Source organism: Halobacillus sp. ABD4_316, assembly GCF_056161385.1.
Map to the genome: position 1 here is coordinate 411867 of NZ_JBSWZA010000001.1, position 24190 is coordinate 436056.

A 24190-nucleotide genomic window follows, 5' to 3' on the forward strand; every position below is an offset into this window, starting at 1 on the left:
AAACAAGCGCTTCAGGCTGTGAAAATGTCTGAGATGGGTACAGCTTCACGGGCGGATACCAGCGAGAACGGTGGCTTGGAAGAACTGACGAATCGAATGCAGCAGTTGATCAATGAAGTTGGACAGCAGGTAGAGTCTGTGTCCCCAAAGGGTGTCCCGGAAAACGACGGATGGGAAATACATAATCAATGGGCCCGGATTCAAGGAGAATTCCAGAAGTTTCTTTTGATGCATACCGGCAGATCATCGAGCATCAAGGCGGATTCGCAGACGAAAATAAAGCCGGTGCAGGGTATACCGTCCGAGGTTTCCAACCAACACCCTCTTGTGAAAACCGGGGCCGCCGGTAATGAACAATCACTGGAAGTGTTAAAGAAATTAGTTTCAGTTGGTACGGCCTCTCCCAGCCAGTCGGAAGAACAGAGGGCGGGAAGTCCTCCGATCGTGGAAAAGGACCCGGATTTGGATTATTATTTGACATCGTTTCTACCGAAAACATCCGGGCTCCTATCGTCACCTCCTCACGAATCGGTTCAGGAAGGGGTGACGGCAGGTTTGAACAGACGGTCTCAAAGAAAGGGACAGAGAGATGTTCCCTTCTCATTTGATTTTCAAGTACATTCCTTGATGAAAAATGAAGAAACAGGCCGGAGGGTTGAGAAGGTTAGCACAGAAGGAAAGGGCCCTGCACAGGATCGTCCACTTTTTGTAACAAAAGAAGCCGCTGTGACTTTCGTTTCTCAACTGGAAGGTCTATTGGAAACATTGAATCCAACAACTGGTGCGGATGAAGACCAGGCAGCGATGACAGATCTTGAAGATCAGATGCACGCAATTGGAGTTACGCAGTCCCTGTTCATCCCCAGGGAAACAAAGGGTGATCAATTCCGAATGACTCCTAAAGATGAACCAACAAGTTCAACCCCTGCCCTTTCAAGGGGATGGAGAGATTTTCATCAATCACTCATGCACCAGGCTTCCGGCAGGGAATCCGGTGAAACCATGGACTCTCTCATTGGGAAGTTTGCTCCTGTAGCGGCAGCTTTGCAAAACATGCACCCGGATGATGCAGCGGTTGAAATGGCTTCTCTTTTTCAGGAAAGCCACCCTAAAGTGAAAGATATGCTTACAGCCCTGGTCAGTGGGGGGCAAGTCATTGATGCATCTGCCAATGTAGAAAAAGGAGACGTTCTGCCTCAGAGTGTTCTCAATCGTGTGCCTGCAGGGGCAGCTCTGGATGTCGAACCCACGCTGATGTCCTTTTCAAAACAGTTCAAGAGTTTGGTTGAGGCCTTCAGGAAGGGTGAGCAGGCAGGATCAGAGTTGAAAAAAATAGTGATTCCGCTGACAAAATCCGTTCAACAGGCTTCCATGGACGTTGGGAAACAGGACGTCGTCGACCGGCTTTTCCGTGATGCTCCGGTTGAGAAACAAATTTTTCTACAGCTTGCTGCACGGCTGGACCAGCATCAAAAGCTTCCTCAAGCCTACCAGCAGCACCCTTTGACGGGAAGAGAGATAGGCAGGTGGGTCCAGGAAGCGTTAAGAAACACAGCTGGTGCGGATGAAGCCCAAACACCTTCCTGGCCGGGGACTTCTGGAGTGATGTCTAAAGTCGAACAATTGGTCCTCCACGTGAACCAAACGGGAAGTGATCAGACCCGTCCTGCTGGTTTTCTGCAGGAGCTGGAGCGGATGGTCCATAACAGCCGCTTGTTGACACATGCTTCCGGGATGAAGGAAATGCAGATCCAATTGAAGCCCGGGAGCCTCGGAAACATGATGGTACAGGTGACCCAGCAGAATGGTGAGATGATTGTCAAACTAATGGTGCAGACCCAGGCAGCAAAGGAACTCCTTGAAGGGAACCTTCATCATTTGAGACCTGTGTTCTCCCCCCAGCAGGTAGTGGTTGAAAAAAATGATGCCCTGGCATTCGCGCAGCACCATTCCAGCGGACAGGCAGATGATGAACAGGGATCGTCTGATGAGTCCCACAGGGAGAAAGAAGACAGTCCGCATGTGAATGAAGAAGAGGAAGGGGAGGATGCCGCCTCTTTTGAAGATATTTTATTGAATGAGAAAGTGTAGGTGGTTCCGTGACTTCGATCGATCCGTCTTATTATCTGAAAAATCAGCAGACCCAAACATCCGGAAGCAATATCCTTGAAAAGGATGATTTCCTGAAAATCCTGATGACTCAAATTCAAAATCAAAACCCGCTTGATCCTATGAAAGATCAGGAATTCGTTTCGCAAATGACGCAGTTTTCAAGTCTGGAGCAGATGACGAATATGTCGACAGCGTTCCAATCCTTCACAGAGCAGCAGAACATGTCATCCTTGATTACCTACAGCCATCTGATCGGAAAGGAAGTTACGTATACTTCCAAGGATCAGGGAGATCTGAGAACAGATGTCGTTGCTGCTGTTAATCAAAAAGAAGATGGCACATATGTTGAACTGCAGTCCGGAGGTCTCGTATCAGTGCAGGATTTGACAAAGGTGAGTCAAGAGAGCGGATCAGGAAAGCAGGAAACCTGATGGACCCGCGCATCCATGCTGTCCAGCCCCCTCTCATGGGAAGGCAGACCAGCATAAGAACAGATAAAGAAACGTCGGCTTCATTTAAGGATGCTCTGGAGGAAGCAGCGGGGTTGAAAATCAGCAAACATGCGGAGCAGCGTCTGAAAACAAGAAACATTTCCATTGCGCCGTCTTCCTGGGAACAGATCTCTGCAAAAATGCAGGAAGCTGAAACCAAGGGCGTGACTGATTCTCTTGTATTGACAAATGAAGCAGCGCTGATCGTCAGTACGAAGAACCGGACCGTCGTAACCGCCATGAACCGGGAGGAAACGCAGTCGCAGATTTTCACGAATATCAATGGCACCATTTTTATCAATGAATAGGCTGGACCCGTATGAAGGGAAGCCGCAGCTGGGGCGGAAGGACAGAAGCACCGGCATTAAAAACCGAAAGGAATGTTGACTACATGCTACGTTCACTATATTCAGGAGTTTCTGGAATGAAAGGTTTTCAAACAAAATTAGATACGATCGGCAACAATATTGCCAACGTGAACACATACGGCTTCAAACAGGGACGCGTCACTTTTCAGGATATGATGAGTCAGACGATGTCCAATGCCCAAGGTCCGATTGCCAATGATAATGGTGGCAATGTGACAGGGGGACTGAATGCAACCCAGGTCGGTCTTGGGACACAAATCGGCTCCATCGATACCATCCATACACAGGGGAACCGGCAGTCCACCGGTCGTCCACTTGATCTTGCACTTGAAGGAGACGGCATGTTTGTGCTTGCGGAAGCGGGAACGGCTGGCGTTAACGTTGGTGGAGAAAACACAGATCTTTCACAACTGCAGGTCAGTTTCACAAGAGCCGGGAACTTTTACTTGGATGATGATGGCTCACTCGTCAATAACAGTGGGAAGTATGTCATTGGTAACGAGGGTGCGATTACTATTCCTGATGACGCACAGAGCTTCAGTGTCCAGACGGATGGAACTGTCAACTACATTGACGCTAATAATAACGTTCAGCAGGCGGGTCAAATTATGCTCGCCAAATTTTCCAATCCCGGCGGTCTTGAGAAAGTCGGCGGAAATGAATATCGTGCCACGCCCAACTCTGGTTTTATAAGCAGTAATGCAAATGACGATGAGTTGAATGACGTGTCTGATCTATCCGTTGCCGGTCAGAATGGGACAGGCGGCATGATTGCAGGGGCGCTTGAAATGTCCAATGTCGACCTTGCCGATCAGTTCACTGAAATGATTACATCCCAGCGTGGATTCCAGGCCAATACGAAAATCATCACCACTTCTGATGAGATTCTGCAGGAACTAGTCAATCTGAAGCGATAAGGAGAGACGGAGGGTGCCGACCCTCCTCCTTTCTATGATTACATTGACAAAGTTAAACGGGCAATCTTTCACCTATAATGCGATTTACATAGAACAGGTCCAGTCTAATCCGGATACGACCATTACCACTGCCCGCGGGCGTACATTTCTCGTGTTGGAATCAGAGGAAGAAGTGGCTCTGAAGGTAACGGACTATTTTCGCAGCATAGGCCTGATCCAGGCTGCAGATAAGGCAGGTGAGTAAAAAGATGAACATTTTCAAAGGAATGATCATCACGTTAAGCACCTTAACGATTCTCGGTGTTGTAGCGCTTGTTTTCGTCCTGAACGTCAATGGCGGAGAAGAAGGATCCGGAGAACGCAGCATTGATGATATCCGGGAGGCCTCTTTTGTAACAGAGGAGATCACCACGGACTTGAAAGATGGAAGCTATGTGAGGATCAGCTTTCAAGTCGTCACAGACAGCACAGCTACGAAAAAGGAACTGGAAAAGAGAGATTTCCAAATTAGCAATACATTGATTAAGGAATTATCTGTGATGAAGTCGGAAAGCTTTCAATCTGGCATTTCTGATTTAGAGGAAAAGATGAAATTAAAGATGAATGAGCTTCTTACAGAAGGTAAAGTCACGGACGTTTATACCGTAAACAAAGTCCTTCAATAATCGAAGGAAGGGGGAGAAAATTTGGCGGAAGAGGTTCTCTCACAAAATGAAATAGATTCCCTTCTATCTGCACTGTCTTCAGGAGAGATGGACGCCGAGGAATTAAAGAAAGAAGAAAAAGAAAAGAAAGTCAGAGTGTATGATTTTAAGCGGGCCTTGAGATTTTCCAAGGATCAGGTCCGAAGCCTGTCTAGAATTCACGAGAATTTCTCCAGGCTGCTGACGACTTACTTTTCTGCGCAGTTACGCACGTATGTAGACATACAGGTAGCGTCCGTGGACCAGCTTCCTTATGAAGAATTTATCCGGTCGATCCCGGCCATGACCATTTTGAATATTTTCAGCGTCCCTCCACTGGAAGGGCGCATTCTGCTCGAAGCCAACCCCAATGTCGCCTACGCCATGCTGGACCGCGTCCTCGGAGGCCGTGGGAGCAGTGTGAACAAGGTGGATAATCTGACCGAGATCGAAACGACGATTATGTCCCACTTGTTCGAACGAGCGCTTGAAAATTATCAGGAGGCATGGGGATCGATTGTGGACATCGACCCTATGCTTGAGGATTTCGAGGTAAACCCTCAATTCCTTCAGATGGTTTCTCCCAATGAAACTGTTATCGTCGTTTCATTGAACACGACGATCGGAGAAACGAGCGGCATGATCAACGTCTGTATTCCACACGTTGTATTAGAGCCGATCATTCCGAAGCTCTCCGTCCATTACTGGATGCAGAAAGAACAGTCCAAAGAAAGAAATCCGGAGGACTATGAAGCGATCAGCCGGACGATACAGGGAGCAGAGCTTGATATGCTTGCTGTCCTTGGCGAGGCGGATATGAGTATTGAGCAGTTTTTGAACCTTGATGAAAATGATGTCATCCGTCTCGACCAATCCATCGAACATCCGATGATTATGAAAGTGGATGATGAACCGAAATTTTACATTCAGCCTGGACAGGTGAAAAGTAAAATGGCTGTTCAAATATTAGACGAATTTACAAAAGGAGGCGGGGAAGATGAGTGATGACATGTTATCCCAGGACGAAATTGATGCGTTATTGAATGGCGGGGCTGACGCAGGAGACGATAAAGCTTCAGATCTGTCTGCCAAAGAGTCGCATCTGGCCATTCTTGAGGAAGATGCGCTCGGCGAGATTGGAAATATATCGTTTGGAAGCTCCGCAACTGCGCTGTCTTCTCTGCTCAATCAAAAAGTAGAGATCACCACGCCGGAAATCGCTGTCGTGTACCGGAAGGATCTGGCGGACGAATTTCCCAAACCCCATGTCGCCGTCGGAGTGACTTATACAGACGGATTCACAGGAGAAAATGTGTTTGTTATGAAGACGAAGGATGCAGCCATCATCGCTGATTTGATGCTCGGGGGGGATGGTCTGAACCCGGATGAAAACTTGAATGAAATCGCATTAAGCGCCGTTCAGGAAGCTATGAATCAGATGATGGGGTCTGCAGCGACCAGTATGTCCACCATCTTTAATAAGAAAGTGGATATTTCACCACCATCGATCAATGTGCTGGACTTGGAGGAACAATCAGGGGAGGATATGATCCCTGAGGAGGAAACCTTGGTCAATGTAGCTTTTCAACTCAAAGTAGGAACATTGATCGACTCAAAAATCATGCAGTTGATCCCGCTGAATTTTGCGAAAGACCTGGTAGAGCAGCTTCTCGATCCGGAAGGCTCACAACCAAGCAAAAACATTTCAGATGAAAAACAAGTGCTGGAACAGACCGGTCCTGCTTCACCTGAAGAACCACAGACGTCACCGGAGCGTGAAGTTACAGAATACGAAGAGCATCCGGCTGATCCGCAGTATGTGGGGGGGCCTGCAGGCCGAAGTGCTCAGGATGCAGATGTGCAGCATGCACAATTCCAACAGTTCGAGCAGTCTCCATCCATGACAGGAACCGCTCATAAAAACCTTGATATGCTGATGGACATTCCGTTAAAAGTCACGGTGGAACTCGGAAGGACGAAACGGACGGTGAAGGACATTCTTGAATTGTCTGCCGGGTCTGTCGTGGAATTGGATAAACTCGCCGGTGAGCCTGTTGATATTCATGTAAATGAAAAGTTGATGGCTAAAGGGGAAGTCGTCGTTATTGATGAAAATTTCGGTGTGCGGGTGACTGACATTTTAAGTCCAAAGGACCGGCTGACAAAATTACGTTAATACAGGAACGAAATGACAGGAGGAAGAGAAATGGGAGAAAGAATACTGATTGTAGATGATGCAGCGTTCATGCGTATGATGGTGAAGGACATTTTAACAAAAAACGGATATGAAATTGCTGGGGAAGCAGAAGATGGACAGAAAGCGGTAGAGCTTTACAAAGAAGAAAAACCGGACCTTGTCACGATGGATATCACCATGCCGGAAATGGATGGGATTACGGCCTTGAAGGAAATTAAGGCGGTTCATCCAGACGCAAAAGTCATTATGTGTTCAGCTATGGGGCAGCAGGCAATGGTTGTGGACGCAATCCAGGCCGGTGCCAAGGACTTTATTGTGAAGCCTTTCCAGGCCGACCGTGTGATTGAAGCGATTCAGAAAGCGTTAAGCTGAAGCGGGGAATATGATGTTTTCTGCACCAAGAGTATCAGCAATGTTGATGTTTACGGTCCTCCTGCTGACGTTTTTGCCTTTGCAAACGATGGCCCAGCCCTCTGTGAACGAATGTTTATCAAATCCGGAACTCGAGGGCTGCCCTGGTGCAGATGCGGATATGGATGCATCTGAGCCGGCTGAAGCAGCACAGGATCAGCCTTCGCTTTTGTGGAACTTCATGAAGCTCGGACTGGCCTTGGTTTTCGTCGTGGCCTTGATTTATGGATTGCTGAAATTGTTCAACCGTAAAAACCAGTGGGTGAACCAATCAAGAACTATGGAGAACCTGGGAGGGATGAGTCTCGGGCCTAATCGTTCCATACAGGCGGTAAGAGTAGGAGAGCAGGTGTTTTTATTAGGTGTAGGCGATACGGTGGAGTTGATCACGGAAATAACGGATCAGGATACGAAGGCCTCTTTTCAGAAAAAGGACCAGGGCCCTTCCATTCCAACAGCTTCCGTGCAGAATCTGCTGCGTAAAATTCCCGGCCATCAAGAGCCGAAAAAGGATACCTCGACGTTCCAATTCCAACAGCTTTTTGAAACCCAGCTGAACGATATGAAACAGAAACAGAAAAAAGCAGCGGAGAGAGCGAAAGGGGGGCAGGATCATGAATGAATTTGTAGATATCTTTACAAGCTCAGATCCTGAAAACATCGCTACCTCTGTCAAACTGCTGCTGTTGTTGACGGTTTTATCACTGGCCCCGGGTCTGTTGATCTTAATGACCAGTTTTACAAGGATTCTTATCGTTTTATCCTTTGTCCGGACATCGCTGGCTACTCAGCAGATGCCTCCCAACCAGGTGTTGATAGGAATCGCTTTGTTTCTGACGTTCTTCATCATGGCTCCTACGTTTGAGGAAGTCAATGAGCAGGCGTTAACCCCATTGTTTAATGAGGAAATCACCTTAGATGAAGCGTATGATGAAGCGAGTGCTCCGATGAAGGAGTTCATGGGCAAACACACCAGACAGAAGGATCTGGCCTTATTTATGAATTATTCAGGTCTGGAAGCCCCTTCTTCTATCCAGGAAGTCCCGCTTACTACACTGGTGCCTGCTTTTGCCATCAGTGAACTGAAAACCGCTTTTCAAATGGGGTTCATGATTTTTGTCCCATTTTTAGTCATTGATATGGCTGTCGCCAGCGTGTTGATGTCGATGGGAATGATGATGCTTCCACCCGTCATGATTTCCCTGCCGTTTAAGATTCTGCTGTTTGTCCTTGTGGACGGCTGGTTCTTAATAACGAAATCATTGCTGGAAGGCTTTTAAGGAGGAACCACGATGAATAGCAATATGGTTATCTCATTTGCCAAGGAAGGCATTTATACGGTGCTGCTGATTTCGGGGCCCCTTTTGATTCTTGCCTTAACGGTAGGACTGGTTGTGAGTATTTTCCAGGCTACAACGCAGATTCAGGAACAGACGCTTGCCTTTATCCCGAAAATCGTCGCCGTTTTAATTGGACTGATCGTCTTTGGGCCTTGGATGCTTACCAATATGGTTGAATTCACAGCGGAAATCTTTAGTAACTTGAATATGCTGGTGGGCTGACTATGATCGAATCAATTTCGCTTGTGAATCTGCCGGCATTTCTGCTGGTCTTCGTCCGGGTGGCCGCTTTTTTCGCATCCCTGCCTTTGTTTTCTTATCGGACAGTACCGGTCACTCATAAAGTAGGGTTCAGCTTTTTTTTAGCCGCCTTGATGGTTTTCACCCTTCCTGTTCCTGAACTGACCGTGGACGGGACCTATTTTCTTCTGCTTTTAAAGGAGGCGGCCGTTGGGCTCGGGGTCGGCCTTTTGGCTTACATTATTCTGGGCGCCATCCAAATCGCTGGAGGGTTCATCGATTTTCAAATGGGCTTTGCCGTCGCCAATGTGATTGACCCTCAAACAGGGGCTCAAAGTCCTTTGGTGGGCCAGTATATGTATATCATTACATTGCTGTTCATTTTAGTCGTTGACGGCCATCATTTGATGATTGATGGAATTTTTTACAGCTATCAATTCATCGGCCTTGAGCAATTCCTTCCGATGAAAGAAGAAGGCTGGATCATGTTTGTCCTACAGTCGTTCAATAAGATGTTTATGATTGCTTTTTTAATGGCGGTACCAATCGTTGGGTGTCTGTTCCTCGTTGACATCGCCCTTGGAATCGTCGCCAGGACCGTCCCACAGTTGAACGTGTTTGTTGTGGGGCTGCCTTTGAAAATTTTTGTTGCGCTGTCTGTTCTCGTTATTGCAATGAGCTTTTATGTCTATTTGATTCAAATACTGTTCGAAACGATGCTTGAAACCATGAGGGGATTTATGGATGTACTTGGAGGCTGATGAACAATGGCATGGATGAAATTGGATCTGCAATATTTCGCAGCCGATGAAAAGACGGAAAAAGCAACACCAAAAAAGAGGCAGGATACGAGAAAAAAAGGCCAGGTACCTAAAAGTCAGGATGTAAACACAGGGTTCCTGCTGTTGTTTATGTTCGGCGGTCTTTTCCTCCTAGGCGGATATATGAGGGACGCGGTATTACAAATGTACCGCCATGCTTTCACTTATTATGTGCACCAGGACTTAACACAGGAGCAGACCCATACCATTTTTGTTGAAATGACGATGGAAACAGCGAAGGTGACAGCCCCGCTCATGGGTATTGCAGTCGTTGCAGGGATCGCTTCCAATCTTCTTCAAGTAGGAGTCATGTTCACAGGGGAGCCTTTGAAGGCGGATTTGAAAAAAATCGATCCGATTAAAGGAGCCAAGCGGATTTTTTCTGCACGGGCCCTTGTGGAATTGTTGAAGTCTCTGCTGAAAATCAGCGTCGTCGGTGTGATCACCTTCTCTATCATTTGGGTGAACAAAGATCAGATGATGATGATGTCGCAGAAATCGGTGGAAGATGCCGTGTCTTTCTTCGGGACGATTACTGTCATCATGGGAATCGCTTCCGCTCTGGCCCTGCTGGTCTTATCTGTTCTCGATTATACATACCAGCGTTATGATCACGAGAAGAACATCCGAATGTCCAAAAAAGACATAAAGGATGAGTATAAAAACATAGAGGGTGACCCTCAGATCAAAGCGAAAATCAAAGAAAAGCAGCGCCAGATGTCAGCATCGAGGATGATGAGTGAAGTGCCGCAGGCCGATGTCGTCATCACCAACCCGACCCATTACGCTGTTGCGGTGAAATATGATGACCAGAAATCCGAAGCTCCGATCGTTGTAGCCAAGGGCGTGGATTTTCTCGCCCTTAAAATTAAGGATATTGCCAGGGCGCACGACATTGTAACCGTGGAAAACAGACCGCTGGCCAGATCGCTTTATGCCAAATGTGAAATAGACAAGCCGATTGATGAAGAGTTTTTTAAAGCGGTGGCGGAAATACTCGCCTACGTCTACCGGCTGCAGGAAAAGATTTAAGAAAGGAGTGCCCTTATGTCACCAAGAGATTTATCCGTCCTGTTAGGTGTAATATTGATCATCATTATGCTTGTTATACCTTTACCTGGGTGGCTCCTCAGCTTTTTTATTCTTATTAATATCACGCTCGCTCTTATCGTTATTTTAGTATCCATGAATATGGATGAGGCGCTCCAGTTTGCCGTCTTTCCGACCCTTTTGCTGCTGCTTACGTTATTCCGTCTTGGTTTGAACGTGTCCACGACGCGTTCGATTCTTTCTGAGGCGGAAGCCGGTGGTGTTGTAGAAACCTTCGGAACTTTTGTGATTGGTGGTAATCCTCTCGTAGGTTTCGTTGTATTCATCATCCTTGTTATCATACAATTTTTAGTTATTACCAAAGGGGCGGAACGTGTGTCCGAAGTAGCTGCTCGCTTCACTCTTGATGCGATGCCAGGAAAACAGATGAGTATTGATGCCGACTTGAACGCAGGCATGATCAATGAACATCAGGCTAAGGAACGACGCGGAAAAATTGAAAATGAGGCCGATTTTTACGGAGCCATGGACGGAGCCAGTAAGTTCGTAAAAGGAGACGCTATCGCCGGAATTATTATCGTGATCATCAACATCATTTTTGGATTGATTATCGGCATGGTCCAGATGGGCATGTCTTTTAATGAAGCTATTGATACATATATGCGTCTGACCGTTGGTGATGGACTCGTCAGTCAGATTCCGGCTCTGCTCATATCGACCGCAACCGGAATTGTAGTCACAAGGGTCGCCTCAGAAGGGAATTTGAGTTCTGATGTGACCAGTCAGCTGCTCCGCTATCCAAAGCTTCTTTATATTGCAGCCGCCTCCATCTTCCTTCTCGGCCTGACCCCGATTCCCATTTTCTTAACGAGCCTGATCGCCGGAGTGCTGGCGTTTGGAGGGTACCGCCTTTCCAGGCAGTCTGAAAAGCAGGACATTGAAGAACCGGAGGAAACCGATGAAGCAGAAGGGGATCAAATGCGGTCGCCGGAGAATGTGGTTGATCTTATTAGTATGGATCCGATTGAATTTGAGTTCGGTTATGCCTTAATCCCCATCGCCGATACGAGCCAGGGGGGAGATCTGCTCGATCGGATTGTTATGATCCGGCGGCAGCTCGCCATAGAACTCGGCCTTGTCATTCCTGTTGTGCGTATCCGTGATAACATTCAGCTCAGTCCGAACGAATACCGGTTGAAAATCAAAGGAAACCAGGTAGCAGGTGGAGAGCTTCTGCTGGATCATTATCTGGCCATGACCCCGGGTGATGAGGATGACGGAGTCGAGGGCATGGATACTGTGGAACCTGCGTTTGGACTCCCGGCAAAGTGGATCACAGAAGATATGAAAGATGAGGCGGAATTGTCAGGATACACGGTTGTCGATCCTCCATCTGTCGTTTCGACTCACATAACGGAAGTGATTAAGCGTCATGCCCACGCCCTCCTTGGCCGTCAGGAAACCCAGCAGCTGATCGATCATTTGAAGACCTCCTATCCAATATTGGTTCAGGAAGTCACCCCTGATCCACTCAGTGTCGGAGATGTTCAAAAAGTGCTGGCCAAACTGCTGCGTGAAAACATCTCGATTAAAAATCTGCCGGTCATTTTTGAAACACTGGCCGATTTTGCAAAGATGACCAATGATACAGAACTGTTAGGTGAGTACGTGCGCCAGTCTCTGTCCGCACAGATTACGAGTCAGTTTAAGGGTGGGAATGATCAGATGAAAGTGATTACCGTCTCCGGTCAAGTGGAGAAACTCGTTGCAGACCATATTAAGCAGACGGAGCATGGCAGCTATCTTGCCCTTGATCCTGAAAAACAACAGGCGGTGTTACGCTCTGTAGCTGAACAGGTCGAACGGGTCACCCTTCAGGAGGAGACGGCGGTCGTCCTTTGTTCGCCGGCCGTGCGAATGTACATGAAGCAGCTGCTGGACCGGGCACTGCCCCAGGTCGTCGTGCTTTCGTATAACGAATTAGATCCAAGTGCCGAAGTCCAGAGTGTCGGGGTGGTGAATGTATCGTGAGAATAAAAAAGTTTCACGGAGTATCGATGCCGGAAGTTATGAAAAAAGTGAGAAGTGAATTTGGGACAGAAGCCGTGATCTTAAGCTCAAAAGTAATAAAAAGTGGAGGCTTTCTCGGGTTGTTTAAAAAAGAAATGACAGAAGTGGTCGCAGGTATGGACCCGGAAGTTCCTGTTGAACGAAAGAAAGCCATGCCCTCTGAACCACTTCTGGATAAGGGGAACAATGGAGAAAACCAGAAGATTCTGGATGAAATAACTCAGTTGAAAGCCATCATTCAAGATAGGTCGACAGGGAATTCGGCTTTGTCCCCGTTGATGCAGGAGTTGGAACGGTATTTATCAGGACAGGGGCTTCAAAAGCCATACGTTCAAATCCTTGTATCTTCCATACTGGAAAAGTATGAACCCCCGGACAAACGTGGTGAGGTCAAAAGAATGGCGGTAGAGGAACTGACGGACATGCTCCGGCAGATTCCGTCCGGGCATACGTTTCAGAAACGGTACATCCACTTATTCGGACCGACAGGGGTCGGAAAGACGACTACCCTGGCCAAGCTCGCCGGAGATGCGGTGTTGAATAAGGGGTGGAGGGTTGGTTTCATTACAACCGATACGTACAGAATTGGTGCAGTGGAGCAGTTGAAGACCTATGCCGGAATTCTTAATGCCCCGGTTGAGGTGGCTTATAACATGGAGGATTACAGGCAGGCGAAGGAAAAGCTGGCGGATGTTGATCTTGTTCTCATTGATACCGCAGGGCGGAACTATCGGAATCGTGCATTTATAGAAGAGCTCCAGAACGTAATTGATTTCGAAGAGCAGGCGGACCATTTCCTTGTCTTATCCTTAACGAGTAAATATGCGGATATGCAGGCGGTTTTTAATAATTTTTCTTTCTTACCTGTGGAGAAGATTATTTTTACAAAAGAAGACGAAACATCAACGCTGGCGGATGCTGTCAATTTGATTTTGAAGAACAAACGGGGGGCAGCTTATATCACAAATGGACAGGACGTGCCCGACGATATCCAAAGCATGTCTCCCGAACATATAGCTGTCCAGCTTATGGAGGGGTATACCGATGAAGGATCAGGCTGAACTTCTTCGGACACGCATGATTTCCCGTGAATCCAGTCCCCCTGCGCGGGTGGTAGCCGTTGCCAGTGGAAAGGGAGGGGTCGGGAAATCGAACATCACGATAAATATGGGGTTATCCCTGTGCCGCTCAGGAAGAAAAGTGTTGGTGCTGGACATGGATGTCGGGATGGGGAATGTGGATATTCTTTTAGGACGAACATCGGCTTGTAGTCTTCCTGATCTTATACGGAACCGGCTGACGTTTCAGGAAATTATACAACACGGACCGGGCGGGCTTGATTATGCTGCAGGCGGGTCTGGTTTGACAGAGTTGTTCAATATGAATGCAGTGGACTACGAATTTTTGGACGAGCAGCTTGAAGACGTCTCGAAAATATATGATGTCATCCTTCTTGATATGGGAGCGGGGATTACGGAAAGCAGCCGTTCATGGCTGCTTTCCGCTCATGAAGTCATTATTGTGACAACGCCGGAGCCTACGTCGATTACCGACGCTTATGCCCTGATGAAGCAGCTGGTTCATAAAAACCCCGTACTTCCATTCTCGTTTATCGTCAACCGGGCGCAGACCAGACCATCGGGGGAACGCACGTTGGCACGTCTTCAGGAGGCTGCGCATAGATTCTTACATGTTGACGTGCATCAACTTGGTGTCGTTCTTGAAGATCGGCAGGTTCTTGAAGCCGTTTTGAACCAGGTCCCTTTTCTGATCCATGCCCCTTCAGCAAAAGCGAGCCGGGCCGTGCATCAAATCACCGGACGGTTTTTAAACCGGACATCATCCAGCATCCATTTGGAAGAACCGGGATTCTTGGAAAAATTAAAACGGCTCGTAAGGAAGGGGGAAGCGCAGTGAAAGAAATCAAAGTACTGGTCGTCGATGACTCAGCCTTTATGAGGCGGGTGCTGAGCGATATGCTCCAGCGGGATCAGCGTATCAAGGTTGTGGGTGCTGCCAGGAATGGACAGGATTGTCTTCAAAAACTGAAGCAGGTTCAACCCGATGTGATTACGATGGATGTGGAGATGCCCGTCATGGATGGTCTGTCCACTCTGGAGTGGATCATGAAGGAAACACCGCTGCCAGTCCTCATGGTGTCCAGTCTTACTAAAGACGGGGCTGAGAGCACGTTGAAGGCGATGGAACTTGGCGCCGTGGATTTCATACCAAAACCTTCGGGCGCGATATCTCTTGATATGGAAAAAGTAGAAGCTGAAGTAATAAGGAAAGTGAAAGGCGCGGCGGAAGCAAGGGTGGGAACATTGCCTTGGAGCCATCCTGTTGAAAATCCTCCCCCTGTTTCGTTCCAAAAAGGGAAGAAGAAACGGGTCGTAGCGATCGGCACCTCTACGGGAGGACCGCGAGCTCTTCAAAAGGTTCTCGCCGCCCTTCCGGAACAACTGCCGGCGCCGCTTTTGGTCGTCCAGCATATGCCGCCGGGATTTACTAAGACCCTGGCTGATCGGCTGGATAAGCTTTCTTCCCTTACTGTCAAAGAGGGAAAGCATGAAGAAGAGTTGAAAAACGGTGTCGCTTATATTGCTCCGGGAGGAACGCATATGACGGTTGTTCAGAAAGGGGAAGGGCTTTTCCTTGAATTAAATGGACAGGCACCTGTGAATGGACATCGGCCGTCCGTCAATACATTGTTTCAGTCCCTTGCTGCTGTACAAGGATGGATGGTTACAGCGGTTGTGATGACCGGAATGGGCACGGATGGACTGGAAGGCATGATCAAGCTTCGAAGCAGTTGTCCGACCTACACCATTGCAGAATCTGAACAATCCTGTGTCGTCTACGGGATGCCGAAAGCGGTCGTTAAGTCAGGACTGGCTGATGAAGTGACAGATGTCTCGAATATAAGCGCCGCAATCGTGCAGGCGTTGGAGAAGGGGTAAAGAAATGGAAATGAATCAGTATTTAGAAGTCTTTATTGATGAAAGTAAAGAACATCTCCAAGCCATCAATGATCATCTGCTTGTTTTAGAAAAGAACCCGCTGGATACTGCTGTCGTCCATGAGATTTTCCGTTCAGCCCATACCTTGAAAGGAATGGCGGCGACAATGGGATACCAGGATTTGTCGGACCTGACCCACAACATGGAGAATGTGCTGGATGCGGTCCGCAATGAACAGCTTCAAGTGAATGAAGGGGTGCTGGACACCGTCTTTGATGCGGTCGACGACCTGGAAGCAATGGTCCTTGATATTGCTGATGGCGGGACTGGAGAGCGGAATGTAGAAAACGTAGTCCGAAGACTTGAGGCGGTTGAAAAAGGTGGAGAGCAGCTGTTAAAAAGTCAAAATCCCATCGGTGTAATGCAGGAAACAGAGCTCCAGATCGATGCATTTACAAAGAACGTGATCCATATGGCAGAAGAGTCCGGGAATAAGGCGCTGAAGATTCACATACACCTCCGGGACGACTGCCTGTTAAAAGCTGCGAGAGTGTATATGATTTTTGAAGTTCTTGAACAAGCGGGAGAGGTCGTCGCTGCCTCTCCTTCTGTTGAAAAACTCGAAAATGAAGAATTTGAGCACAGCTTTACCGTCCTTTTCATTACAGAGGGGTCAGAAGATGACATCCAGGCAAAAATTGAAAAGGTGTCAGAGGTGGAGCACGTTTCTGTAGAGCTGTATAAGAAAGAGGAAACACAGGCGATGGAACAAATCCCGGTTCAGCCTGAACCAGAAACAAACAGCAAGGCAGCGAAAGAAGCGGGTAAACCATCCTCCAGCGGGCGTACGATCCGGGTGAACATTGACCGTTTGGATGCTCTTATGAACTTGTTTGAAGAACTTGTGATTGACCGGGGACGCTTGGAACAAATTTCTGCAGATCTTGCCCATCCGGAGCTTCAGGAAACGGTGGAGCATATGACGAGAATATCCAGCGATCTGCAGAGCATCATTTTGAACATGCGTATGGTCCCGGTAGACCAGGTGTTTAACCGATTCCCGCGTATGATCCGCCAGCTTTCAAAGGATTTACATAAACGTCTGGAATTAACCATAACGGGTGCGGACACAGAATTGGACCGCACCGTTATCGATGAGATCGGAGATCCCCTCGTCCATTTAATCAGGAATGCGGTGGATCACGGCATTGAGAGTCCTGACGAGCGTGAAGCCAAAGGGAAACCTGCGGCAGGAAAAATTGAATTAAAGGCTTATCACAGTGGCAATCATGTTTTCATCGAAATCAAGGATGACGGAGCAGGGATCAACCGTACGAAAGTGGTCGAGAAAGCCGTCAAAAATCAGGTCGTTACAAAAGAGCAGGCCGAAGCAATGTCTGATTCCCAAGTGTTTGATTTGATTATGGAAAGTGGATTTTCCACGGCTGACCAGATTTCGGATATTTCAGGGAGGGGTGTCGGCCTGGATGTTGTCAGGAACACCATCGAATCCCTTGGCGGGGCTATAACAATCGAATCGGAGTTTGGAGAAGGCAGCCGGTTTTCCATCCAGCTCCCTCTGACACTTTCCATCATCTCTGTCATGTTGGTCGAGGTGCAGAAAGAGAAATATGCCGTTCCGCTTTCTTCTATTATAGAGACCGCTATTGTGAAGAAAAAAGATCTGCTGCACGCCCATAACAAAAGGGTGATGGATTTCCGCGGCAGGGTCATTCCTCTTGTCTACTTGACAGAACTTCTGCAGGTGCCTGTGGAGCGGGAAGAAGATGATGAATATTCTGTTGTCATCGTCCGCAAAGGTGACAAAATGGCAGCTCTTGTCGTCCATTCATTTATTGGACAGCAGGAAGTAGTTTTGAAGTCTCTCGGTGACTATCTATCCGGAGCGTTTGCTATATCAGGCGCCACGATTCTGGGTGATGGTCAGGTGGCATTAATCCTGGACAGCAATGCGTTAATCAAATAAAAGGAGGGGTTTTCATGACAGAATATAAAGGGCACGCGCAGAAAGTCATCGTTTTTCAAATCCAGGACGAGGAATATACCCTCCCTGTCCAAACGGTGGGGTCGATTGAAAGAATGGTGCCGATCACCCGGGTACCGGGAGCCAGGCCTTTTGTAAAGGGAGTCATCAACTTAAGAGGGGTCGTCACTCCTGTGATCGATCTGCGGGAGAGGTTCGGCTTTGAACCGGCTCCGGAAACCGAACAGACGAGGATCATTACGGTCTCAATCGAAGATATGAACGTTGGTTTGGTGGTGGATGCTGCCAACGATGTTCTCGACCTCGAAGACGATCTGGTCGAGCCGCCTCCTGAAGTTGTCGGTACTGTGGAAGCCGCTTATATTCAAGGCGTGGCGAAAATGGAGGACCGGTTATTTATCCTTTTGAATCTGGAGAAAGTGCTGGACAAAGAAGACGTGTTGGAATTGGAAAAGATGTATGGATAATTCCTGGACCATTTCCGGACAATCCCGGGTGATACACGACCAAAAGAAGCGTATAAGAATCGGGATTGGCCAAATGGCTGCTGCAGGAACGGATGCCTTACTCACCACAACTGGACTTGGATCCTGTGTTGGAGTGGTACTGTACAACGGGAACGGCATGGCCGGCATGATCCATATCATGCTGCCGGAGGCACAAACGGCTCTCCATGGTCGTGTTAACCGGTGGAAGTATGCAGATACGGCTGTTGATGCTCTTGTTGATTCTCTCATCAACAAAAGGTGCAGACCCGGGAGCTTAAAAGCGAAGATCGCGGGAGGGGCTCATATGTTTTCGGTGAAAGATCAGAGTTCAAGGATTCGTATAGGAGAGCGGAATGTGAGTGCGGTGAAAAGCCGCCTTGCGGATCACTTTATCCCGATCATTGCGGAGGATACAGGGGGACGGACCGGAAGATCCATCCTGTTTAATGTGGAAACCAGTGAAATGAACATAAAAAAGGCCGGCGTCGGTGAGCTTCTATTATGAGAGGGCGCGTGCGGGTCTATGAAAAATTGAAAAAATGAAAAAATGCGGGGAGGATGAAAATGGCAGGTGGTTTATCTCCTCAGGAACAACAATGGTGGAATTTATGGACGAACGAAAGAGACGGTGAGGCGGCCAACCAGCTTGTCCAGCTTTACGATTATCTGGTAAATTATCACGTCCATCGGATTACAGCACATTTACCGAAAAATGTGAGCAAAGACGATGTAAGAAGTCTCGGAATGCTTGGTCTATATGATGCTTTGAAAAAGTTTGACCGGTCCCGGGACTTGAAATTCGATACGTACGCTTCCTTCCGCATCCGCGGTTCGATTATTGATGGTTTGAGGAAGGAAGACTGGCTGCCGCGTTCGGTGAGGGATCGGACTAAAAAGATTGAACAGGTGACAGAGGAGCTTGAGCAGAAGCTGCAGCGTCCAGTCACGTCCAAAGAAGTGGCAGAAGCCGTCGGAATATCCGCCCAGGAAGTAGAAGCGGCTGTCAAGGACTCCTTGTTTGCCAATGTCCTTTCTATGGAAGAGAAACCGAAAGACGGGGGCGAAGATCATAAGGAAGGCATCGGATACTCGATTCCCGATGAGGAAACCGGTTCTCCGGATTCCTCGCTCATCAAACAGGAAAACTATAAGGAACTGGCGGAGCAGATTGACCAGCTGAAGGAAAAAGAGAAGCTGGTGATCAGTCTTTTCTATAAAGAAGAGCTCACGCTTACGGAAATCGGCCACGTTTTGAATTTAACGACGTCCCGGATTTCACAGATCCATGCCAAGGCGATTTATAAACTAAAGCAGTCCCTCCAGAATGTGATGTAGCTGGGCAGAGGATGAGAAAGAAAGGATGTGACTCTCCTTGACATCATTTTTATTAGTGATCAGTTTTCTCATTGACGGATTAATATTATTCGGCCTTATGATAATGATGAAAAAAATCCGCCGGACAGAAGAACTGGAGCTTCGACAGGAAAAGGTCGCTGCGGAGATCGAAGACTTATTTTCCTCTTACCTGTATGAAATCAAGGAGGAAAACAGACGGATGGAAGCATGGGCATCTTCAGGCACCGGTTCAATGGAAGGGACCATGAGCCCTGTAAATGAAACGAAGGCCGGCGTGTACGAGCCTCCCCTCCCGGATGAAGGAGCAGGAGTGGAGCAGCCCTCCATTCATTCTATGGTCATGAATATGAAGAAGGATGGGTGGTCTGTGGAAGAAACAGCGAAGGCATTGAACAGAGGTAAAACAGAGGTGGAACTGATGTATAAGTTTAATCAGTAAAAATACTGAAAAAACTTGAACCATCCATACCTTTATGGTATATTTACTGACGGTGTCAATACACACGCCTTTGGATCTGCTTGTGAGGTTGCTCCGATACGGAGTTCACAGGAAGGAAATGAAAAGGGCGGAGGATACTAAAAAAACCAAAACAGGAGGAACAAACATGTCTGTAATTTCTATGAAACAGCTTCTAGAAGCTGGTGTTCACTTTGGACACCAAACACGCCGCTGGAACCCGAAGATGAAGAAATACATCTTCACGGAGCGTAACGGCATTTATATCATTGACCTTCAGAAAACCGTGAAGAAGGTTGATGAAGCATTCAACTATGTGAAAGAGGTCGCTGCTGACGGCGGTAACGTTCTTTTCGTAGGTACGAAAAAACAAGCACAGGATACTGTACGTGATGAAGCTACCCGCTGTGGTATGTACTACATCAACCAACGCTGGTTGGGCGGTACCCTTACAAACTTTGAAACCATCCGCAAACGTATTAACCGTTTGAAAGATATCGAGCGTATGGAAGAAGACGGTACTTTCGATGTACTTCCTAAAAAAGAAGTCGTTGACATGCTTAAAGAAAAAGATCGTCTTGTTAAATTCCTTGGCGGTATTAAAGAAATGAAGAGTCTTCCTGATGCAATGTTCGTCATCGATCCTCGTAAAGAGCGCATCGCGATTGCTGAAGCTCATAAATTGAATATCCCAGTTGTAGGTATCGTTGATACGAACTGTGACCCTGACGAAATCGATTATGTCATCCCTGCAAACGATGACGCAATCCGTGCTGTCAAACTGCTTACTTCCAAGATGGCTGACGCTGTCCTTGAAGCGAAGCAGGGGGAAGAAACAGAAACAACTGAAGAAACTGAAGCTGCTGTAGAAGCTGCTCAGGAGTAAGAAGGGTCTAAAGGTGATAAGGGGGTATACCTTTATCACCTTTTTTCAAGAATTCCTTTTATTCAACCAGTTCCGGTACAAGGCCGGACTGTTTAACCTTGTACATTAAAAAGGAGGCTTTCACAATGGCTGTAAATGCTAAGATGGTAAAAGAACTACGTGAAAAAACAGGTGCTGGAATGATGGATTGTAAGAAAGCACTGACTGAAACTGATGGTGACATGGATAAAGCGATCGAATGGCTTCGTGAGAAAGGGATTTCCAAAGCGGCTAAGAAAGCAGACCGTATCGCAGCAGAAGGTTCTGCAGCAATTGAAGTCTCCGGAAACACGGCTGTTCTTTTCGAAGTAAACTGTGAAACAGACTTCGTTACGAAAAACGACCAGTTCAAGGAACTTCTTAAAGATCTTGGGCAGCACCTTGTTTCCCAGAAACCTGCCTCTGTAGAAGAAGCTCTTGAACAGAAGCTTCATGGAGAAGGCGAAACACTAAGCACATACATTACAGAGCGCGTAGCGAAAATCGGAGAGAAAATCTCCCTCCGCCGTTTCTCTATCAAAGAGAAAACAGACAACGACGCATTTGGTGCCTACATCCACATGGGCGGCAGCATCGGCGTATTGACTGTTCTTGAAGGTTCTACAGATGAAGCTGCTGCTAAGGACGTTGCTATGCACGTAGCTGCTGTTAACCCTCGTTATGTTTCCCGTGATGAAATTCCTCAGGAGGAAGCAGAGAAAGAGCGTGAACTTCTTAAAACACAGGCCTTGAACGAAGGCAAGCCTGAAAACATCGTTGAAAAAATGGTGGAAGGCCGTTTGAACAAGTTCTTCGAAGAAATCTGCCTGCTTGACCAGAGCTTTGTTAAAGATCCGGACCAGAAAGTGAAGCAGTATGTTGCTTCCACAGGCGGCCAGATCACGAACTTCGATCGTTTCGAAGTCGGCGAAGGTATGGAAAAACGTGAAGAAAACTTCGCAGACGAAGTCATGAGCCAAGTTAAAAAATAATGATGGTGAAAATAGGGGACACTGCAGGTGTTCCCTATTTTCAAAAAGGCTACATACATGATATACATGCTATGAGCAGCCATGTTCGACTTTTAGAAAAACACACGGGAGGTAACTATGACTACTGCTCGCTATCGGAGAATTGTATTAAAATTAAGTGGAGAAGCCTTAAGTGGAGAAGCAGGATTCGGACTTGAGCCAAGCATCATAAAATCTGTGTCACGTCAGGTGAAGGAAGTAGCTGAACTGGGCGTGGAAGTAGCGGTTGTTGTCGGTGGCGGCAACATCTGGCGCGGCAAAGTCGGTGCTGAAATGGGCATGGACCGTGCAAATGCTGATTATATGGGAATGCTTGCTACAGTCATGAACTCACTGGCTCTTCAGGACAGCCTTGAAAACTTAGGGATCCCAACCCGTGTCCAAACTTCTATCGAAATGAGACAGGTGGCTGAACCTTATATCCGCCGTAAAGCCATCCGTCATTTAGAGAAAAAGCGTGTAGTTATTTTTGCTGCCGGAACAGGAAACCCGTATTTCTCAACAGATACGACAGCTGCCTTAAGAGCGGCTGAAGTTGAAGCGGATGTCATTCTTATGGCGAAAAACAACGTGGACGGCGTCTATACAGACGATCCGAAAACGAACGAAGATGCCGTGAAATATGATGAGCTATCCTACATGGATGTTTTAAATGAAGGGCTGGGCGTAATGGATTCAACGGCTTCTTCATTATGTATGGACAACGATATCGATTTACTGGTATTCTCGATTACGGAAGATGGTAATATTAAAAAAGCCGTTATGGGCGAAAACATTGGAACTATTGTGAGGGGGAAATAAATTATGTCTGAAGCTGTGATTAATGAGACGAAACAACAAATGGAACAAGCGGTGCAAGCTTATTCCCGTCAACTTGCCACGGTAAGAGCGGGTCGTGCGAACCCTTCCATCCTTGACAACGTATATGTGGATTACTACGGTGCAGCTACACCGTTGAACCAACTGGCGCAGGTATCAGCGCCTGAACCACGTCTGCTTGTTATTACTCCATATGACAAAACAGCCATTGCAGAGATTGAAAAAGCGATTCTTAAGGCAGACCTTGGTCTTTCTCCATCCAGTGATGGGAATGTTGTACGTATCAACATTCCGGCACTTACGGAGGAACGTCGTAAGGACCTTGCAAAAGTTGTAGGAAAGTATTCGGAGGAAGCGAAAGTACAGGTTCGTAACATCCGCCGCGATTCCAACGACCGTTTGAAGAAGCTTGAAAAAGACGGCGAATTGACAGAAGACGATCTTCGCTCCTATCAGGACGATGTGCAGAAGCTCACCGACCAGAATGTAGAGAAGATTGATCAACTGGCTAAAACAAAAGAAGAAGAAATCATGGAAGTTTGATTTTTCTCTAACCTCATATGCCATAAAGTGGTAAAGCCGCGCTGTAGATGTTTGGCAGCGCGGTTTTCTTTTTTTCACCAGCTGTGGGTCTCGGCATATACGTTCATTTTAGTATATAATAGAAAGATGGAAGAAACGGACTGGAGGATTAACGATGCCAATCAAGTTTCCATTCGCAAAAACAAAAAAACAAGCAGAAACACAGTCGCTCGGCCTTGATCATACTCATCTGCCGAAGCACGTGGCCATCATTATGGACGGAAACGGCCGCTGGGCTAAAAATAGAGGAATGCCGCGGATTGCGGGTCATAAAGAAGGCATGGGTGTTGTCAAAAGGATTGTCAGCTATGCTTCTGACCTCGGTGTTCAGGTTTTGACGCTGTATGCTTTCTCCACAGAGAACTGGAAACGACCGAAGAATGAAGTGGAGTTCCTCATGAAGCTTCCTGTAGATTTTCTGAATACATATCTGCCTGAATTGATTGAGAAAAATGTCCAGGTCCGTACCATTGGTGATTTTGATGTTCTGCCTCCACACACGAAAAATGCCGTCCAGGAGGCCATTCAAAGAACGAAAGACAACGATGGACTTGTACTGAATTTTGCCTTGAATTACGGCAGCCGTTTTGAAATGGTGCACGCCGTCAGGCAGATCGCAGAAAAAGTGAAAGAGGGCGGTCTCGATCCATCAGATATCAGTGAAGAAATGTTTTCATCAGAGCTGTATACGTCTGAGCTGATTGAGCCGGATCTTCTCATCCGCACAAGCGGGGAGCAGCGCTTAAGCAATTTCCTGTTATGGCAGCTGGCCTATGCAGAATTTTGGTTTACAGAGGTGTATTGGCCTGACTTTAATGAAAGCCATTTCGAAAAAGCTCTTTATGATTTTCAAAATCGCAAACGTCGGTTTGGCGGAGTATAAGGTGT

At 47.3% G+C, this 24190-nt stretch carries 28 protein-coding genes; all 28 read left to right on the forward strand.

Features of this window, described 5'->3' with window-relative positions:
• Nucleotides 1-24: 24 nt before the first annotated feature.
• The 28 genes from ACXAJH_RS02285 (at nucleotide 25) to ACXAJH_RS02420 (ending at nucleotide 24185) form a co-directional block, all read left to right on the forward strand.
• On the forward strand, nucleotides 25-2091 hold the full coding sequence (locus tag ACXAJH_RS02285) for a flagellar hook-length control protein FliK (RefSeq protein ID WP_474992985.1): 2067 nt from the start codon (nucleotides 25-27) through the stop codon (nucleotides 2089-2091).
• Between the two features lie 8 nt (nucleotides 2092-2099).
• Entirely contained in the window at nucleotides 2100-2543 is a 444-nt protein-coding gene (gene flgD / locus ACXAJH_RS02290) for a flagellar hook assembly protein FlgD (protein ID WP_474968499.1), read from the forward strand.
• Complete coding sequence (locus ACXAJH_RS02295; RefSeq protein ID WP_474992987.1) at nucleotides 2543-2911, forward strand: TIGR02530 family flagellar biosynthesis protein; 369 nt, start codon at nucleotides 2543-2545, stop codon at nucleotides 2909-2911. Before flgD ends, ACXAJH_RS02295 begins: the two co-directional genes overlap by 1 nt.
• A gap of 83 nt (nucleotides 2912-2994) precedes the next feature.
• Entirely contained in the window at nucleotides 2995-3888 is an 894-nt protein-coding gene (gene flgG / locus ACXAJH_RS02300) for a flagellar basal body rod protein FlgG (RefSeq protein WP_474971465.1), read from the forward strand.
• 13 nt (nucleotides 3889-3901) lie between these two features.
• Nucleotides 3902-4132 carry a flagellar FlbD family protein gene (locus ACXAJH_RS02305; RefSeq protein ID WP_425306996.1) on the forward strand — a complete coding sequence of 77 codons (231 nt, stop codon included), beginning with the start codon at nucleotides 3902-3904 and terminating at the stop codon, nucleotides 4130-4132.
• A gap of 4 nt (nucleotides 4133-4136) precedes the next feature.
• The gene (gene fliL, locus ACXAJH_RS02310) at nucleotides 4137-4553 is read left to right on the forward strand and encodes a flagellar basal body-associated protein FliL (protein WP_474968502.1); all 417 of its coding nucleotides are present in this window, start codon (nucleotides 4137-4139) and stop codon (nucleotides 4551-4553) included.
• 21 nt (nucleotides 4554-4574) lie between these two features.
• The gene (gene fliM, locus ACXAJH_RS02315; protein WP_474971463.1) at nucleotides 4575-5576 is read left to right on the forward strand and encodes a flagellar motor switch protein FliM; all 1002 of its coding nucleotides are present in this window, start codon (nucleotides 4575-4577) and stop codon (nucleotides 5574-5576) included.
• Nucleotides 5569-6747, forward strand: a complete 1179-nt coding sequence (gene fliY / locus ACXAJH_RS02320) for a flagellar motor switch phosphatase FliY (protein WP_474971462.1) — start codon at nucleotides 5569-5571, stop codon at nucleotides 6745-6747. Before fliM ends, fliY begins: the two co-directional genes overlap by 8 nt.
• Nucleotides 6748-6777: 30 nt before the next feature.
• Complete coding sequence (locus ACXAJH_RS02325; RefSeq protein ID WP_474968505.1) at nucleotides 6778-7140, forward strand: response regulator; 363 nt, start codon at nucleotides 6778-6780, stop codon at nucleotides 7138-7140.
• Nucleotides 7141-7180: 40 nt separating this feature from the next.
• Nucleotides 7181-7801 (forward strand): flagellar biosynthetic protein FliO, encoded by a 621-nt coding sequence (locus ACXAJH_RS02330; RefSeq protein ID WP_474991912.1) that lies wholly within the window; start codon nucleotides 7181-7183, stop codon nucleotides 7799-7801.
• The gene (gene fliP, locus ACXAJH_RS02335; protein WP_206932597.1) at nucleotides 7794-8459 is read left to right on the forward strand and encodes a flagellar type III secretion system pore protein FliP; all 666 of its coding nucleotides are present in this window, start codon (nucleotides 7794-7796) and stop codon (nucleotides 8457-8459) included. The genes ACXAJH_RS02330 and fliP overlap by 8 nt, the downstream gene beginning before the upstream one ends.
• A 12-nt stretch (nucleotides 8460-8471) precedes the next feature.
• Nucleotides 8472-8741, forward strand: coding sequence for a flagellar biosynthesis protein FliQ (fliQ, locus tag ACXAJH_RS02340; protein ID WP_474968507.1), 270 nt, complete (start codon nucleotides 8472-8474; stop codon nucleotides 8739-8741).
• Between the two features lie 2 nt (nucleotides 8742-8743).
• The gene (gene fliR / locus ACXAJH_RS02345; protein ID WP_474991914.1) at nucleotides 8744-9520 is read left to right on the forward strand and encodes a flagellar biosynthetic protein FliR; all 777 of its coding nucleotides are present in this window, start codon (nucleotides 8744-8746) and stop codon (nucleotides 9518-9520) included.
• Nucleotides 9521-9526: 6 nt separating this feature from the next.
• Nucleotides 9527-10612 carry a flagellar biosynthesis protein FlhB gene (flhB, locus tag ACXAJH_RS02350; RefSeq protein ID WP_474992989.1) on the forward strand — a complete coding sequence of 362 codons (1086 nt, stop codon included), beginning with the start codon at nucleotides 9527-9529 and terminating at the stop codon, nucleotides 10610-10612.
• A 15-nt stretch (nucleotides 10613-10627) separates the two neighbouring features.
• Nucleotides 10628-12661, forward strand: a complete 2034-nt coding sequence (gene flhA, locus ACXAJH_RS02355; protein ID WP_474968510.1) for a flagellar biosynthesis protein FlhA — start codon at nucleotides 10628-10630, stop codon at nucleotides 12659-12661.
• The gene (gene flhF / locus ACXAJH_RS02360) at nucleotides 12658-13761 is read left to right on the forward strand and encodes a flagellar biosynthesis protein FlhF (RefSeq protein ID WP_474992991.1); all 1104 of its coding nucleotides are present in this window, start codon (nucleotides 12658-12660) and stop codon (nucleotides 13759-13761) included. The genes flhA and flhF overlap by 4 nt, the downstream gene beginning before the upstream one ends.
• Nucleotides 13745-14617: a MinD/ParA family protein gene (locus ACXAJH_RS02365; protein ID WP_474968512.1), complete on the forward strand. Its 873-nt coding sequence runs from the start codon at nucleotides 13745-13747 to the stop codon at nucleotides 14615-14617. The genes flhF and ACXAJH_RS02365 overlap by 17 nt, the downstream gene beginning before the upstream one ends.
• Nucleotides 14614-15660, forward strand: coding sequence for a protein-glutamate methylesterase/protein-glutamine glutaminase (locus ACXAJH_RS02370; protein WP_474968513.1), 1047 nt, complete (start codon nucleotides 14614-14616; stop codon nucleotides 15658-15660). The genes ACXAJH_RS02365 and ACXAJH_RS02370 overlap by 4 nt, the downstream gene beginning before the upstream one ends.
• Before the next feature lie 4 nt (nucleotides 15661-15664).
• Nucleotides 15665-17647 carry a chemotaxis protein CheW gene (locus ACXAJH_RS02375; protein ID WP_474968514.1) on the forward strand — a complete coding sequence of 661 codons (1983 nt, stop codon included), beginning with the start codon at nucleotides 15665-15667 and terminating at the stop codon, nucleotides 17645-17647.
• Between the two features lie 14 nt (nucleotides 17648-17661).
• Nucleotides 17662-18132, forward strand: a complete 471-nt coding sequence (locus tag ACXAJH_RS02380) for a chemotaxis protein CheW (RefSeq protein ID WP_474968515.1) — start codon at nucleotides 17662-17664, stop codon at nucleotides 18130-18132.
• Nucleotides 18125-18658: a chemotaxis protein CheD gene (locus tag ACXAJH_RS02385; RefSeq protein ID WP_474992993.1), complete on the forward strand. Its 534-nt coding sequence runs from the start codon at nucleotides 18125-18127 to the stop codon at nucleotides 18656-18658. The genes ACXAJH_RS02380 and ACXAJH_RS02385 overlap by 8 nt, the downstream gene beginning before the upstream one ends.
• A gap of 59 nt (nucleotides 18659-18717) precedes the next feature.
• On the forward strand, nucleotides 18718-19488 hold the full coding sequence (locus ACXAJH_RS02390; RefSeq protein WP_027954230.1) for a FliA/WhiG family RNA polymerase sigma factor: 771 nt from the start codon (nucleotides 18718-18720) through the stop codon (nucleotides 19486-19488).
• 37 nt (nucleotides 19489-19525) lie between these two features.
• On the forward strand, nucleotides 19526-19948 hold the full coding sequence (locus tag ACXAJH_RS02395) for a hypothetical protein (protein WP_474971456.1): 423 nt from the start codon (nucleotides 19526-19528) through the stop codon (nucleotides 19946-19948).
• Nucleotides 19949-20114: 166 nt separating this feature from the next.
• Nucleotides 20115-20852: a 30S ribosomal protein S2 gene (gene rpsB, locus ACXAJH_RS02400; RefSeq protein WP_027954232.1), complete on the forward strand. Its 738-nt coding sequence runs from the start codon at nucleotides 20115-20117 to the stop codon at nucleotides 20850-20852.
• Nucleotides 20853-20977: 125 nt separating this feature from the next.
• Nucleotides 20978-21862, forward strand: a complete 885-nt coding sequence (tsf, locus tag ACXAJH_RS02405; protein ID WP_474968518.1) for a translation elongation factor Ts — start codon at nucleotides 20978-20980, stop codon at nucleotides 21860-21862.
• Between the two features lie 117 nt (nucleotides 21863-21979).
• Nucleotides 21980-22702 carry a UMP kinase gene (gene pyrH, locus ACXAJH_RS02410; RefSeq protein WP_027954234.1) on the forward strand — a complete coding sequence of 241 codons (723 nt, stop codon included), beginning with the start codon at nucleotides 21980-21982 and terminating at the stop codon, nucleotides 22700-22702.
• 3 nt (nucleotides 22703-22705) lie between these two features.
• The gene (frr, locus tag ACXAJH_RS02415) at nucleotides 22706-23263 is read left to right on the forward strand and encodes a ribosome recycling factor (RefSeq protein WP_027954235.1); all 558 of its coding nucleotides are present in this window, start codon (nucleotides 22706-22708) and stop codon (nucleotides 23261-23263) included.
• Nucleotides 23264-23417: 154 nt separating this feature from the next.
• On the forward strand, nucleotides 23418-24185 hold the full coding sequence (locus ACXAJH_RS02420; protein ID WP_474971455.1) for an isoprenyl transferase: 768 nt from the start codon (nucleotides 23418-23420) through the stop codon (nucleotides 24183-24185).
• Nucleotides 24186-24190: the final 5 nt, after the last annotated feature.

Bases quoted from the DNA above. Each gene is read 5' to 3' on its own strand.
- ACXAJH_RS02375 (WP_474968514.1), top strand. From the start codon at position 15,665: ATGGAAATGAATCAGTATTTAGAAGTCTTTATTGATGAAAGTAAAGAA.
- ACXAJH_RS02365 (WP_474968512.1), top strand. From the start codon at position 13,745: ATGAAGGATCAGGCTGAACTTCTTCGGACACGCATGATTTCCCGTGAA.
- ACXAJH_RS02295 (WP_474992987.1), top strand. From the start codon at position 2,543: ATGGACCCGCGCATCCATGCTGTCCAGCCCCCTCTCATGGGAAGGCAG.
- fliY (WP_474971462.1), top strand. From the start codon at position 5,569: ATGAGTGATGACATGTTATCCCAGGACGAAATTGATGCGTTATTGAAT.
- fliP (WP_206932597.1), top strand. From the start codon at position 7,794: ATGAATGAATTTGTAGATATCTTTACAAGCTCAGATCCTGAAAACATC.
- pyrH (WP_027954234.1), top strand. From the start codon at position 21,980: ATGACTACTGCTCGCTATCGGAGAATTGTATTAAAATTAAGTGGAGAA.
- ACXAJH_RS02285 (WP_474992985.1), top strand. From the start codon at position 25: ATGTCTGAGATGGGTACAGCTTCACGGGCGGATACCAGCGAGAACGGT.
- flgG (WP_474971465.1), top strand. From the start codon at position 2,995: ATGCTACGTTCACTATATTCAGGAGTTTCTGGAATGAAAGGTTTTCAA.
- flhB (WP_474992989.1), top strand. From the start codon at position 9,527: ATGGCATGGATGAAATTGGATCTGCAATATTTCGCAGCCGATGAAAAG.
- fliR (WP_474991914.1), top strand. From the start codon at position 8,744: ATGATCGAATCAATTTCGCTTGTGAATCTGCCGGCATTTCTGCTGGTC.
- ACXAJH_RS02390 (WP_027954230.1), top strand. From the start codon at position 18,718: ATGGCAGGTGGTTTATCTCCTCAGGAACAACAATGGTGGAATTTATGG.
- fliL (WP_474968502.1), top strand. From the start codon at position 4,137: ATGAACATTTTCAAAGGAATGATCATCACGTTAAGCACCTTAACGATT.
- ACXAJH_RS02385 (WP_474992993.1), top strand. From the start codon at position 18,125: ATGGATAATTCCTGGACCATTTCCGGACAATCCCGGGTGATACACGAC.
- ACXAJH_RS02325 (WP_474968505.1), top strand. From the start codon at position 6,778: ATGGGAGAAAGAATACTGATTGTAGATGATGCAGCGTTCATGCGTATG.
- tsf (WP_474968518.1), top strand. From the start codon at position 20,978: ATGGCTGTAAATGCTAAGATGGTAAAAGAACTACGTGAAAAAACAGGT.
- frr (WP_027954235.1), top strand. From the start codon at position 22,706: ATGTCTGAAGCTGTGATTAATGAGACGAAACAACAAATGGAACAAGCG.
- flhA (WP_474968510.1), top strand. From the start codon at position 10,628: ATGTCACCAAGAGATTTATCCGTCCTGTTAGGTGTAATATTGATCATC.
- ACXAJH_RS02420 (WP_474971455.1), top strand. From the start codon at position 23,418: ATGCCAATCAAGTTTCCATTCGCAAAAACAAAAAAACAAGCAGAAACA.
- rpsB (WP_027954232.1), top strand. From the start codon at position 20,115: ATGTCTGTAATTTCTATGAAACAGCTTCTAGAAGCTGGTGTTCACTTT.
- fliQ (WP_474968507.1), top strand. From the start codon at position 8,472: ATGAATAGCAATATGGTTATCTCATTTGCCAAGGAAGGCATTTATACG.
- ACXAJH_RS02380 (WP_474968515.1), top strand. From the start codon at position 17,662: ATGACAGAATATAAAGGGCACGCGCAGAAAGTCATCGTTTTTCAAATC.
- ACXAJH_RS02330 (WP_474991912.1), top strand. From the start codon at position 7,181: ATGTTGATGTTTACGGTCCTCCTGCTGACGTTTTTGCCTTTGCAAACG.